The sequence below is a fragment of the Microbacterium sp. ABRD28 genome (assembly GCF_003850245.1).
GTDB lineage: Bacteria > Actinomycetota > Actinomycetes > Actinomycetales > Microbacteriaceae > Microbacterium.
Genome location: NZ_CP031015.1, coordinates 346,229 through 358,737 on the forward strand (window position 1 = coordinate 346,229; position 12,509 = coordinate 358,737).

At 71.0% G+C, this 12,509-nt stretch carries 14 protein-coding genes and 1 pseudogene; 9 read left to right on the top strand and 6 right to left on the bottom strand.

Annotation, left to right across the window (positions count from 1 at the left end; translation table 11 throughout):
* The first annotated feature begins 9 nt into the window (after positions 1-9).
* Positions 10-648 (top strand): metal-dependent transcriptional regulator, encoded by a 639-nt coding sequence (locus tag DT073_RS01735; RefSeq protein ID WP_124291827.1) that lies wholly within the window; start codon positions 10-12, stop codon positions 646-648.
* Positions 649-720: 72 nt separating this feature from the next.
* Here DT073_RS01735 and DT073_RS01740 read toward each other — a convergent pair whose 3' ends face one another.
* Complete coding sequence (locus DT073_RS01740; RefSeq protein ID WP_164478125.1) at positions 721-1,656, bottom strand: SDR family NAD(P)-dependent oxidoreductase; 936 nt, start codon at positions 1,654-1,656, stop codon at positions 721-723.
* A 63-nt stretch (positions 1,657-1,719) separates the two neighbouring features.
* Between DT073_RS01740 and DT073_RS01745 the strand changes: the two genes are divergently transcribed.
* From DT073_RS01745 to DT073_RS16130, 3 genes are read left to right on the top strand one after another with little or no spacing between them, the layout of a single operon-like run.
* Positions 1,720-2,553, top strand: a complete 834-nt coding sequence (locus tag DT073_RS01745) for an HAD-IIA family hydrolase (RefSeq protein WP_124291829.1) — start codon at positions 1,720-1,722, stop codon at positions 2,551-2,553.
* A gap of 43 nt (positions 2,554-2,596) precedes the next feature.
* Complete coding sequence (locus DT073_RS01750; RefSeq protein ID WP_124291830.1) at positions 2,597-3,169, top strand: YdeI/OmpD-associated family protein; 573 nt, start codon at positions 2,597-2,599, stop codon at positions 3,167-3,169.
* Entirely contained in the window at positions 3,166-3,294 is a 129-nt protein-coding gene (locus tag DT073_RS16130) for a hypothetical protein (protein ID WP_276310441.1), read from the top strand. Before DT073_RS01750 ends, DT073_RS16130 begins: the two co-directional genes overlap by 4 nt.
* Before the next feature lie 24 nt (positions 3,295-3,318).
* Here DT073_RS16130 and pyrE read toward each other — a convergent pair whose 3' ends face one another.
* Positions 3,319-3,897, bottom strand: coding sequence for an orotate phosphoribosyltransferase (gene pyrE / locus DT073_RS01755; RefSeq protein WP_124291831.1), 579 nt, complete (start codon positions 3,895-3,897; stop codon positions 3,319-3,321).
* 40 nt (positions 3,898-3,937) lie between these two features.
* Between pyrE and DT073_RS01760 the strand changes: the two genes are divergently transcribed.
* The 3 genes and pseudogenes from DT073_RS01760 (at position 3,938) to DT073_RS01770 (ending at position 8,011) form a co-directional block, all read left to right on the top strand.
* Complete coding sequence (locus tag DT073_RS01760) at positions 3,938-4,786, top strand: exodeoxyribonuclease III (protein WP_124291832.1); 849 nt, start codon at positions 3,938-3,940, stop codon at positions 4,784-4,786.
* A 100-nt stretch (positions 4,787-4,886) separates the two neighbouring features.
* Positions 4,887-6,569, top strand: a pseudogene (gene crtI, locus DT073_RS01765) (phytoene desaturase family protein); the annotation flags it as partial.
* Positions 6,566-8,011 carry a carotenoid oxygenase family protein gene (locus DT073_RS01770; RefSeq protein ID WP_205782976.1) on the top strand — a complete coding sequence of 482 codons (1,446 nt, stop codon included), beginning with the start codon at positions 6,566-6,568 and terminating at the stop codon, positions 8,009-8,011. The pseudogene crtI and the gene DT073_RS01770, both read left to right, overlap by 4 nt.
* Positions 8,012-8,021: 10 nt before the next feature.
* On the opposite strand, the gene DT073_RS01775 is transcribed toward DT073_RS01770, so the two are convergent.
* Together DT073_RS01775 and DT073_RS01780 are read right to left on the bottom strand one after the other, a co-directional pair.
* A complete protein-coding gene (locus DT073_RS01775; protein WP_240638685.1) occupies positions 8,022-8,591 on the bottom strand; it encodes a hypothetical protein in 570 nt (189 codons plus the stop codon).
* A 78-nt stretch (positions 8,592-8,669) separates the two neighbouring features.
* Positions 8,670-8,915: a hypothetical protein gene (locus tag DT073_RS01780; protein ID WP_164478127.1), complete on the bottom strand. Its 246-nt coding sequence runs from the start codon at positions 8,913-8,915 to the stop codon at positions 8,670-8,672.
* Between the two features lie 129 nt (positions 8,916-9,044).
* Between DT073_RS01780 and DT073_RS01785 the strand changes: the two genes are divergently transcribed.
* Together DT073_RS01785 and DT073_RS01790 are read left to right on the top strand one after the other, a co-directional pair.
* On the top strand, positions 9,045-10,349 hold the full coding sequence (locus DT073_RS01785) for a sensor histidine kinase (protein WP_124291835.1): 1,305 nt from the start codon (positions 9,045-9,047) through the stop codon (positions 10,347-10,349).
* On the top strand, positions 10,346-11,125 hold the full coding sequence (locus DT073_RS01790; protein WP_124291836.1) for a response regulator: 780 nt from the start codon (positions 10,346-10,348) through the stop codon (positions 11,123-11,125). The genes DT073_RS01785 and DT073_RS01790 overlap by 4 nt, the downstream gene beginning before the upstream one ends.
* A gap of 7 nt (positions 11,126-11,132) precedes the next feature.
* Here DT073_RS01790 and DT073_RS01795 read toward each other — a convergent pair whose 3' ends face one another.
* Entirely contained in the window at positions 11,133-11,636 is a 504-nt protein-coding gene (locus DT073_RS01795) for a dihydrofolate reductase family protein (protein WP_240638686.1), read from the bottom strand.
* 239 nt (positions 11,637-11,875) lie between these two features.
* The gene (locus tag DT073_RS01800) at positions 11,876-12,445 is read right to left on the bottom strand and encodes an NADPH-dependent FMN reductase (RefSeq protein WP_124291837.1); all 570 of its coding nucleotides are present in this window, start codon (positions 12,443-12,445) and stop codon (positions 11,876-11,878) included.
* Between the last annotated feature and the right edge of the window lie 64 nt (positions 12,446-12,509).

Sequence of the window (12,509 nt, forward strand, 5' to 3'; positions counted from 1 at the left end):
CCTGGAGCGGTGGCCTCCCCCGCCGTCGACGACTACCTGAAGACGATCTACCACCACACCGAGTGGCAGGACGCCCGGATGACGCCGTCCCAGCTCGCGGCGGTGCTGGGCCTCGCCCCCTCGAGCGTCACCGAGATGGTGCAGAAGCTCGCCGCGCAGGGACTGGTCACCCACCGTCCGTACGGGCCGGTCACGCTCACCGAGAACGGCGAGCGTCGCGCCGCCGCGATCATCCGTCGGCATCGGCTCATCGAGACCTGGCTGGTGCAGGAGTTCGGGTACAGCTGGGACGAGGTCCACGACGAGGCCGAAGTGCTCGAGCACACCGTCAGCGACCGGCTGCTCGCCCGCATCGACGAGCGACTGTGTCACCCGCGGTTCGACCCGCACGGCGATGCGATCCCCGACGCCGCCGGGCGCGTCGAGCGCGAGCCCTTCGTGCTGCTCTCGGCCGCCCCCGCGGGGCATCGGGGGCGCGTGCTGCGCGTCAGCGATCGCGACCCCGATCTGCTCCGAGCCCTCGAGGTCATCGGCATCGCGGTCGGGCACGAGATCGAGGTCCGCCCGGCGGCGCGGGTGTCGGTCGACGGCGGCGATGCGCTCACCCTGCCCGAGGGCGCGACGTCGGCCGTCTGGCTGAGCGCCTGAGCCCGCGGCATCCGCCCTCTCCCCCCGCCAGCTCTTTCTTGCTCGACGCCCTCGCACCCCACCCGCTCTCGCTCACGGCCAGTGGATGCCCGAGGTCTCCTCGCAGAATCGCCACAGTCGCTCGGCGACCTCGGGGTCACGGGTGATCTTGGATGGACGCTGCTTCGCGGGCCGGCCCCGGAGGGTGAAGCGCGGCCCCCAGAACTCCCCGCCGCCCACCGTCGGGTCGACGAGCGCGCGCACGAGCGGCCATGCGCCCTCTTCCTTCGACTGGGTGACGGGCCCCTGCAGGTTGTCGACGAAGCGCGCCCAGCGCGACGGCTCGTTGACCCCGTGGATGCCGGGGGTTCGCCCGCTGATGCTGTAGCCGGGGTGCGCGACGACGCTCGACACCGGCACACCGGCCGCGCGCAGCCGGCGGTCGGCCTCGAGTCCGAGCGACGTGCACGCCACCTTCGACTGCGCATACGCGCGCCAGGGCGTGTAGCCCTCGACGAGCTGCGGATCGACCGGGTCGTACGGCGAGAGCGTCGCCGCGATGCTGCCGACCCACACCATCCGCCCCGCGACCGCCGACAGCGAGGTCAGGAGAGCCCCTGCCAGGGCGAAGTGGCCGAGCACGTTGGTGGCGAAGACGACCTCGTTGCCGCCGTACGTCGTCTCACGGGTTCGGGGGGGATGCACGACGCCGGCGTTCAGCAGCACGCCGTCGATGTTCCACCGGGCGCGGGCGGTCGCCGCGGCCGCGCGCACCGATCCGAGGTTGCTGGTGTCCAGCAGCAGGGTCTCGGTGGGTCCGACGGTGGCCGCCTCGGGTACGCGACGCTCGACGGCGGCGCGTGCCGCGACGAGGCGGTTCGGATTGCGGCCTGTCATGACGACCCGCGCCCCCGCGCGCACCAACTGCTCCGAGGCGAAGTACCCGAGGCCCCGCGTCGCACCCGTCACGAGATAGGTGCGGCCGGTCAGATCCGGCAGCGCTTCGGGGTCCCAGTCGGGCGCGGTCACCCCTCCGACAGTAGACCTCACCTCGTCCGGTGGCATCCCCCACTCCCCCGGTACGCTGGCCTCATGCGGACCCGCGCCGATATCGAATGCTGGCTCACCGACATGGACGGGGTCCTCGTCCACGAGAATCGTCCGATCCCCGGCGCCGCCGAGCTGCTCGCGCAGTGGCGCGACCGCGCGACGCCGTTCCTCGTCCTCACGAACAACCCGATCTTCACCCCGCGCGACCTGAGCGCCCGGCTGGCCCGATCGGGTCTGGAGGTGCCCGAGGAGCGGATCTGGACCTCCGCCCTCGCGACCGCCGACTTCCTCCGCTCGCAGCTGCCCGGCGGCACCGCGTTCGTCATCGGCGAGTCGGGCCTGACAACCGCCCTCCACGAGGCCGGGTTCGTCATGACCGAGACCCAGCCCGACTACGTCGTCGTCGGCGAGACGCGGCAGTACAACTTCGAGGCGATCACCAAGGCGATCCGCTTCATCAACGACGGCGCACGCTTCATCATCACCAATCCGGATGCCACGGGCCCGACCCCCCACGGAGTCGTCCCCGCCACCGGGTCGTTCGCCGCGCTCATCACCCGCGCGACCGGCAAAGAGCCCTATGTCGTCGGCAAGCCCAACCCGATGATGTTCCGATCGGCGCTGAACCGCATCGGGGCGCACTCGGAGACCACCGGCATGATCGGCGACCGCATGGACACCGACGTCGTGGCCGGCATCGAGGCGGGTCTCCACACGATCCTGGTGCTCACCGGCATCAGCGACCAGACCGAGATCGAGCGGTACCCGTTCCGACCCGACGAGGTCGTCGACTCCGTCGCCGACCTGCTCGCGACCGAGCCCTTCGAATCCGACCTCGCCGAGGCGTCGGACATGGGCGCGCTCGACGGACTCTAGATCGCTCTCGGCCCCGCCCTCCCTCGGCCGATAGAGTCGCCGCATGGGAGTGCTCGACGACGGCGAGCAGGTCATCGCGAAGGATGCCGAGGCGTGGCGCTCGTGGTTGGACCAGAACCACCGCACCTCGCGGGGCGCCTGGCTCGTCAGACCGCGGCCGGGATCGGACCTCGACCTCATCGGCTACGAAGACGCCATCCTCCAGGCCCTGTGCTTCGGCTGGATCGACGGACCGGTCCGCACCTTCGACGAACGCACGAGCGGCCTGTGGTTCGCGCCGCGCCGACCCACCAGCGGCTGGGCGGCGACGAACAAGGCGCGGGTCGCGCGACTCGAAGCCGAAGGGCTCCTCGAAGAGGCTGGCATCCGCGCGATCGAGGTGGCGAAAGCCAACGGGGCCTGGGGCGTGCTCGACAACGCCGAGGCGCTGCGAGAGCCCGACGATCTCGCCGCCGCCCTGGATGCGACCCCTCAGGCCCGCGCGGCGTGGGACGCCTTCCCGTCGTCATCCCGCAAGTACGGCATCGGGTTCATCGACACCGCACGCCGGCCGGAGACGCGGGCCGCGCGCATCGCGAAGATCGTCGCCGACGCGACGGAAGGGAAGCGCCCATGATCTCCGAGACCGAGCAGACGCTGCTGCTGCTGACCAGCGCCCTGATCATCGCCGGCACGCTCGTGGTGCTGATCTGGCAGCTCGTGCGGTCGCGTCGCGGACGCGGCCCCCGCGACGGCGAGTAACCCGCTCCCTCGCCGAGGTGCGCGCTACTGCGGGGCCAGCCCCAGGTCGTCGAGGTCGATCGCGGCGAGCCACTGCAGCCCGGCCGCCTCGACGGCATCCTGCGCCCCGGTCTTGCGGTCGACGATCACCGCGACCGCGACCGGCTCCGCGCCCTCGCGCCGGAGGGCCTCGACGGCCTTCAGCGCCGACTGGCCCGTGGTGGAGGTGTCTTCGACGACGACGACGCGCCTGCCCGCGACATCCGCGCCCTCGATCTGCCGGCCCCGGCCGTGGTCCTTCGGCTCCTTGCGCACGACGAAAGCGTCGAGGGGGCGCCCCGCCCGCACCGACTCGTGCAGCACCGCGTTGGCGATCGGGTCGGCGCCGAGCGTCAGCCCCCCGACCGCGACGACGCCGTCGACATCGCGGATGAGATCCAGCATGATCCGCCCGATCGCGGGAGCCGCCCGGTGGTCGAGCGTCAGCCGGCGCATGTCGACGTAATACGACGCCTTCTTGCCGCTCGAGAGCGTGAAGTCACCGTGGAACACCGCCTCATCCGTGATGAGGGCGATGAGGGCCTGGCGGTCGGCTTCGATGTCGGGCGTGGAGGCGACGGTCACGACGACGAGTCTAGATCCGGCGCGGTTCTACGCTGGAGGCATGCGCCTGGCCACCTGGAACGTCAACTCGATCCGCGCCCGCGTCGACCGCATCGTCGACTTCGCCGTCCGCGAGAGCGTCGACGTGCTGGCGATGCAGGAGATCAAGTGCAAGGCCGAGCAGTTCCCTTACGAAAGGTTCGAAGAGGCCGGCTATCAGGTCGAGGCGCACGGGTTCTCGCAGTGGAACGGCGTCGCGATCGCGAGCAGGGCGCCGATCGACGATCTCCGCACCGAGTTCCCGGGAATGCCCGGGTTCGCGAAGGGACATGAAGGTCCGGATGCTCCGCAGGAGGCGCGGGCTCTGGGCGCGCGCATCGACGGGGTCGAGGTGTGGAGTCTGTATGTGCCGAACGGTCGCGCGCTCGGCGACCCGCACTACGACTACAAGCTGCACTGGCTCGCCGCGCTCGAGCAGTACACCCGCGACGCCCTCGCCGCGGAGCCCGGTCTGCCCCTGGCGCTCGTCGGCGACTTCAACATCGCCCCCACCGACGCCGACAACGGCGACCCCGCGGTGGTGCCCGGCTTCTCCACGCACGTCTCGCCGCCCGAGCGCGAGGCGTTCTCGGCGCTGCAGTCGGCCGGGCTCACCGATGTGGTGCGACCGCTCGTGCCCACCGGCTACACCTACTGGGACTACAAGCGGCTGAAGTTCCCCCGCAACGAGGGGATGCGCATCGACTTCATCCTGGGCTCGGCGGGCCTGGCGGAGAAGGTCACCGGGGCGCAGATCCACCGCAACGAGCGCAAGGGCGAGCTGCCGAGCGACCACGTGCCGGTCGTGGTCGACCTCGACCTGAAGCCGCCGGTGGAGGAAGACGACGACCGCCCCATGATCTTCGGCTGAACCCCGAAGCCGCGTCCTCGCGACCCTCTCCCTCACGGGGGAGCCGTATGCTAGCCCCACATCCTCGAAAGGGGAGCGCAATGGGGAGCGTGTCAGAGACCCGGGGGACCTCCCGCGGGTGGGGAAGAGGCGCGGCCGCGGCCGTGATCTCGATCGTCGTGGTGCACGCCGCACCGAGCGGCCGCCGGTGACCGCCGGGGGCGCGCGCGTCGTCGTCGTGGGCGCCGGGTTCGGGGGGCTCGCCGCCGCCGCCCGTCTCGCCGCCGCCGGCCACGATGTCACCGTCCTGGAGAAGCGCGACCTCATCGGCGGGCGCGCGTACCGGTACGACATCAACGGGTTCCGCTTCGACGGCGGGCCCACGGTCCTGACCGCCCCGTTCATGTTCGAGGAGCTGTTCGCCCTCGCCGGGGAGAAACTGTCCGACCATGTCGAGCTGGTTCCCCTCGACCCCTTCTACCGTGCGTTCGACGCCTCGGGCGGACGCTTCGACTTCCGGGCGTCGCTCGACGACTTCCGTGAGGAAGTGGCTCGGCGCAGCCCCGCCGACGTGACCGGCTTCGACCGGCTGCAGCGCAAGATCAGCGGCATCTTCGACGCGTTCTACCCGTACACCGAACGCTCCATGATGCAGCTGCACGTCATGCTGCGGATGCTCCCTTACCTCCTGCGACATGGTGCGGCGCGCGGCATGCAGCACCTGGTGAACACCACGGTGCGCGACCCGTTCCTGCGGCGCGCCCTGGCGTTCCATCCGCTCCTCATCGGCGGCGACCCGGCTCGCACCCCGTCGCTGTACGCCCTCATCGTGGAGTTCGAGCGCCGCTGGGGGGTGCACTACGCCATCGGCGGCACGAGCGCTCTCGTCGAGGCGATCGGCGCGCTGGTGCAGCGCCTGGGCGGCACGATCCGCTGCGGCGCGGAGGTCGACCGCATCGTCCACACCGGCGGACGGGTCACCGGTGTGCGGCTCGTCGACGGGTCGGAGATCGATGCCGACGTCGTCGTCTCGGGCGCCGACCCCGGCGCCACCTACGAGCGCCTGCTGGCCGGCGCGCCGCAGGCGGCGCCGTCGCGGATGCGGATGCGACGGAGCACGCCGAGCATGTCGCTGCACGTGCTGTACTTCGGCGCCGACCGCACCTGGCCCGACACCCCGCTCGCTCATCACAACCTCCTCCTCGGCGGAGACGCGCGCGCGGTCATGCAGCGCGTCTTCCGCCCGAAAGCCCGCGACCTCGAGGGCGGCGCGCACCTGAAGGCCGACGACCTCTTCCTCTACGTGCACGTGCCGACCCGCACCGACGCCTCAGTCGCACCGCCCGGGTGCGAGGCCCTGTACGTGCTCGTGGCCTCCCCCGCCCTTCCTCCGCACGGCGAGCGGTCGGCGGAAGCCGCCGCGGACGAGGCCGCCCGCGTGCGCCGTCTCGTGCTCGACACGCTCGACGAGCGGTTCCTCCCCGGTCTGTCCGACCACATCGTCGCCGAGCACGCGATCGGGCCCGAGCACTTCCGCGACGTCCTGCAGACGCCGCGCGGCGCGGGCTTCTCGCTCCAGCCCACCCTCTTCCAATCCGGCTGGTTCCGCCCGCACAACCGCTCGCGCGCGGTCCGCGGTCTCTACCTCGTCGGTGCCGGCACGCACCCCGGCGCCGGAGTGCCGGCGGTGCTCGCCTCGGGCAAGATCGCCGCCGGCCTGATCGGCGAGGAGTACCCCCGTGTCGTCGCCCGCCGGGCCGGCGACGCCGACACGACCCGTGTCGCCGACGAGGTGCCCTCGTGAGCGCCGGGACGACGTCGCAGGGCTTCGCCGCCGGGTTCGGCGAGAGCCCTGAGGTCGCGATCGACGACGTGCCGGTTCGCGGCATCCTTCCCGACTGGTTGGAAGGGTCGCTCCTGCGCAACGGCCCCGGGTCGTTCCAGGTGGGTGAGCGGCGCTACCGGCACTGGTTCGACGGTCTGGCGATGCTCCACCGGTTCACCGTTTCGAGCGGCCGGGTGTCGTATCAGAACCGGTTCCTCGAGACCGAGGCCTACCGCGCGGCGCGCGACGAGGGGCGCATCGCCTTCCCCGAGTTCGCCACCGACCCGTGCCGGTCGCTCTTCGCCCGCGCGATGGCGGTGTTCGACCCCCAGCCCACCGACAGCGCGAAGGTCAACATCGCCAAGGTGGCCGAGAAGTTCCTCGCCCTGGCAGAGACGCCGATCCAGGTCGAGTTCGACCCGGTGACCCTCAAGACCGTCGGGGTGACAGGGTGGGACACGTCGAATTTCGGACGGATGACGACGGTGCACCCTCAGCTGGATGACGCGCGGGGCGAGGCGATCAACCTCGTCACGCGCTTCAACGCCTCGAGCCAGTACGTCTTCCGCCATCTCGACACCGCCACCCCCGGGGCGACCCCCACGACGCTCGCGCGTCGGCGGGTGGGCGAACCCGGCTACATCCACTCCTTCGGCATGTCGGAGCGCTACCTCGTGCTCGCGGAGTTCCCCCTCGTGGTGAACCCCGTCTCGCTCCTGCTGTGGCTGAAGCCGTACATCGAGAACTTCCGGTGGAAGCCCGAGCGCGGGACGAAGTTCCACATCTTCGACCGGCAGACCGGCGCACACGTGAAGACCGTCACCTCGCCGGCCTTCTTCGCCTTCCACCACGTCAACGCCTACGACGACGGCGACGATGTGGTGGTCGACCTCGTCGGCTACGACGACGCGTCGGTGATCGAGGCGTTCTACCTCCATCGGCTCGAAGAGCCCGACGCGCGGATTCCTCCCGGCACCCTGCGCCGATTCCGCCTGCCCCTCCGGGGCGGGGGGAAGACCGTGACCGGCGAGCAGATCTCGCCGACGCCGATCGAGCTGCCGAGCCTCGACTACGCCCGGATGAACACCCGGCCCGACCACCGCTACGTCTACGGCGTCAGCCTCGGCGATGAGCCGGGCTTCTACGACCGCCTGGTGAAGATCGACAACGTCAGCCGCACCACCACGACCTGGCGAGCCGAGGCCTGCTACCCGGGAGAGGGCGTCTTCGTCGGACGCCCGGGGCGCGAGGCCGAGGACGACGGTGTGGTGCTGTCGGTGGTGCTGGACGCCGCGGCGGAGACGTCGTTCCTTCTGGTGCTCGACGCCGCCTCGTTCACCGAGACCGCCCGCGCCGAGCTCCCCCACGCGGTGTTGCACGGCTACCACGGCCAGTTCTACGGCGAAGTCCGCCCCACCTGACCCCCGCGCGTCACTCGTAGAGGTCGGGCGGTTCGGGTGTACAGCCCGCGGGTTCGGAGTTGCCGCTGATCGTGAAGTCCTCGCAGTACAGCCACTGCGCCTGCGTGAGGCCCAGGATGAACGAGATGACGGCGATTCCACCGACCACCCCGAGGATCAGCCAGCGCGTCGCGCGCCGCGTGAACGAGCCGAAATCGGGCCAGACGATGCGCACCAGCACCCACATGGTCAGCGGCAGGCCGACGACGATGACGAGGATCCCACCGACCGCGAGAAGCAGCGCCGCGAGGTTCGTCTCGCTCTCGTTGAAGAGGTACGACAGCACGATCCACAGCGAAGGGATGAGAAGGAGAAGCGCGCGAACGAGCTTCGCACCGACGGGCTTGCGCTCCACGAGGACGAACACCAGCGCTGCCGTGGACGCCGCCCACAGCGTCAGTAGCTGATCGAAGAAGAGGTCGCCCCACGCGCCGAGGGTGAAGGCGGGCCACCACACCACCAGCGACATCCCGACCATCACCACCCCGATCGGGACCACCCGCTCCGTCGCCGACGGCTCCTCGATCTGCTGTTCGCTCACCCGCCGCACGCTAGCAGCGGATGACCCCGACAGGCCGATGCCCCCGCGGAGCGTCCCGCGGGGGCATCGTGAGGGGTGTCAGACGTTCAGCTGAGCCGCCAGATAGCGAGCGGGCTTCAGCGAGAGCCGCGGCTCCGCATCGCGGAGGGTCTTGATCACGCGCACCTCGTCCTCGGGCGCGACACCGGCTTCCTGGATCACGCCGCGCGCCCAGTCGCGGGCACGCACGGTCACGGCCTCCCCCTCGCCCGGAAACAGCTCCGCGAGTTCGCGGCGCGGGTCATCCCGGTCGCCCCACAGGAGGTTCTCCATCTTCGCCATCATCCGCTCCTTCCCTTCGTCGCCACCACCCTCTCAAACGCGGGGGCCGCCTCGCCTCCCCCGCGAGGCGGAGAATCGTCGATCCGCCGGCGGGAGGATGCCGGCACGCATCGCCGCCCCTACCGTGGAAGGATGACCACCCCCGCATCCAGGATCACGCGGGCTCCTGCGACCCCCGCGGAACTTCGTGCCGACGTCGGCCTGGCCGTCGGCCTGTGCGTCGGCGCGGTGCTGAGCGCGGCACTCGGCTCTGTCGCCGGCCTCTACTACGGGACCGACACCGCTCAGATCCAGTGGTCTTTGCTGTACGGGGTCGGCCTGACCCTCCCCCTCGCCCTCCGTCGCCGATACCCCGAGGTCGTCGCCGTCGCCGTGTCGCTGGCGTACTTCATCGGCGTCAGCGTCCGGATCCCCGAGATCTACGTGGGCAACATCGCCGTCTTCATCGCGTTCTACACCGTGGGCGCCTGGGTCGACAACCGCCGACGCGCGCTCATCGTGAGGGCGCTGATCATCGTCGGGATGTTCCTCTGGCTCCTGGTCACGACTTTCCAGTCGGCGACGGCGCCGACCGAGGAGGGACTCTCGCGCGAAGGCGTGTTCTCGCCGTTCGTCGCGTTCATGCTGATCCAGTTCCTCGTCAACGTCGCCTTCTTCGGCGGCGCCTACTACATGGGGGATCGCGCCTACGCCTCCGCCCTGCAGCGCCACGCGCTCGAGCTGCGCACCGGCGAGCTCGAGAAGGAACGCGAGGTGACGGCAGCCCAGGCTGTTGCGCTCGACCGGGTCAAAATCGCCCGCGAACTGCACGACGTCGTTGCCCACCATGTGTCGGCGATGGGCGTGCAGGCGGGTGCGGCCCGCGCGGTGATCGAGAGGGATCCGGATGCCGCGCGCGCGGCCCTCGCCGGAGTGGAGGCGTCTGCCCGTTCGGCACTGGAGGAGCTGCGTCACCTGCTCGAAACCCTCCGCACGCCCGACGCCGGGTCCACCGACGCGTCGACGCTGTCCCTGAAGGACGTCGCCGCGCTCGTCGCCCATGCCGAGGAGAACGGCCTGCCGACGAGCTACACCGTCATCGGCGACCCGAGACCCCTGCCCGACGTCGTGCAGGTGAACCTCTACCGCATCGCCCAGGAGGCGCTCACGAATGCACGGCGTCACGCCGGGCCCGACGCGCGTGCCGACGTGCGCCTGCGATTCGAGCGGGACGGGGTCGAGCTCGAGATCACCAACACCGGCCGCGTGGCCACACCCATGCGACCCGGTCTCGGGCTCGTGGGGATGCGCGAGCGCGCGGCCGCGTCCGGCGGCACGCTCGAGGCCGGGCCCCGCGTGCGCGGCGGATTCCGGGTGCGGGTGCACGTGCCGCTTCCCGCCGCGCCCCCGGCGGCGCCGAGGGATGACGCTGCCGTGACGACCGGAGCGGTCCGATGATCCGCGTCCTCCTCGTCGACGACCATGCCGTCATGCGGGCGGGCTTTCGCATGATCCTCGAATCCGAGGATGACATCGCGGTGGTCGCAGAGGCGGCGAACGGCTCCGAGGCGGTCGCCGCGGCATCCGTCCATTCTCCCGACGTGATCTGCATGGACGTGCAGATGCCCGGGATGGACGGGATCACCGCGACCCGCGCCCTCGTCGAGGCGGGATCGGAGGCTGCCGTCCTCATCGTGACCACCTTCGACCGCGACGACTACCTCTTCGAGGCGCTGTCGGCGGGGGCCAGCGGATTCCTGCTGAAGAACGCCGGGCCCGAGGAGCTCGTCCACGCGGTGCGGGTCGCCGCCGCGGGCGACGCGCTGCTCGCACCCGAGGTCACGCGCCGGGTGATCCAGCGGTTCGCGGGCGGCGGCGCGGACTCGGCCCTGAACGCGGCGCCGCGCCCGGCCCCGCCCACCTCGGTCGAGGAGGATCGGCCGAGCGGCGGACCTTTCGCGTCGGATCGTCCGCGTCTGGACCGAATCTCCTCGTCCGGGCCGACGGCGGCGGCGCCCGACGCCGCGCCCGCCGCGCCCGTCGTCGAGCTCACCGATCGCGAGACCGAGGTGCTGCGCCTCGTCGCGCAGGCGCTCAGCAACGCCGAGATCGCCGAGCGGCTCTTCATCGGCGAGGCCACGGTGAAGACCCACGTCTCCAACGTGCTGCAGAAGCTCGGCGCCCGCGACCGGGTCGCCGCGGTGGTCTACGCTCACCGGCACGGCCTCACCTGAGAGCGCGTCAGTCGCCCATCTCTCCCGTGCGGAGCGGGCCGGCGGGGGCGTAGCGAAGCAGCACGGCCCCCTTCTCGGACACGATCGGATCGCCGAGCAGCGTGAGCGTCGCGGGCGACGCCCCCTCGGGGAACACCCGCTTGCCCCGACCGATCACCACCGGGTAGGTGTAGAGCCGGAGCTCGTCGAAGGCCTCCGCGGCGAGGAGGGACTGCACGAAGTCGACGCTCCCGATGACGTGGATGCTCTCGTGCACCGCGCGGAGCGCGATGACGCCCGCCACCGCATCGTCACCCAGAAGCGTCGAGCCCTCCCAGGCGAGCGCGGGGGCGCCCCGGGACGCGACGTACTTCGGGATCGCGGCGAACTTCCGGCCGATGCGGCCGGCGCCGTCGCCCTCGACGTGGTCCGGCCAGTAGGCGGCGAAGATGTCGTACGTGCGCCGCCCGAGCACGAGCGCGTCCATCTCGTCGATGCCGCGGGCGATCTCGCGCCCCTCGATTTCGCCCATCACGGGCGCCTGCCAGCCGCCGTAGGGGAAGTCGCCCGATCGGTCTTCATCGGGCGCCCCCCGGCGCCTGGGCGACACCGTCCAGCGAGACGAACAGGTCGATGATGATGCGTCCGGTCACAGGTCCCCCTCGGCGTCGCGCTGACGTCGACAGCCATCCTCGCCCCTCGAGACCCCGGCCGGAAGAGCGACAGCCCCGGCCCGCCGAAGCGGAGCCGGGGCTGTCGAGGGGGGATGCGTCAGGCGCTGACGAGCTCGTGCGCGTAGCGGTCGACGAGGGCGTTGAACGCCTCGAGGTAGCCGACGAGGAACGCGGCGGTCTCGTCGTTGGTGACCTCACCCGAGTCGGTGAACAGACCCGGGGTGGTCTGGATGTAGCCCTCGGGCTGTCCGAGCGACGGGGCGTTGAAGTGGCTGAGGATGGCCTTCAGGTGCTGCTGGCCCGCGGCGGTGGCGATGCCACCCTGCGAGGTGCCGATGACGGCGGTGGGCTTGCCGTCGAAGGAGTTCTGACCCCAGGGGCGCGCGGCCCAGTCGAGGGCGTTCTTCAGCACGCCGGGGATGGAGCGGCTGTACTCGGGGGTGACGATGATGACGCCGTCGACGTCGGCGAGCGCCTGCTTGAAGTCGCGGGCGACCTCGGGGTAGTCGGCGTCGTAGTCGGGCGAATAGAACGGCAGGTCCTTGATCGGGATCTCGACGAGGGTCGTGCCCTCCGGGGCAAGACGCGCGAGCGCCTCGGCCAGGCGCCGGTTGATCGACGTCGACGAGATGCTCCCGACGATGTACCCGATGGTGCGGTTGCTCATTGAGTTCTCCTCCATAGATGGCGTCTCCCGGCGGGAGACCGCCGTCGGACATTCCAAGAGGGTG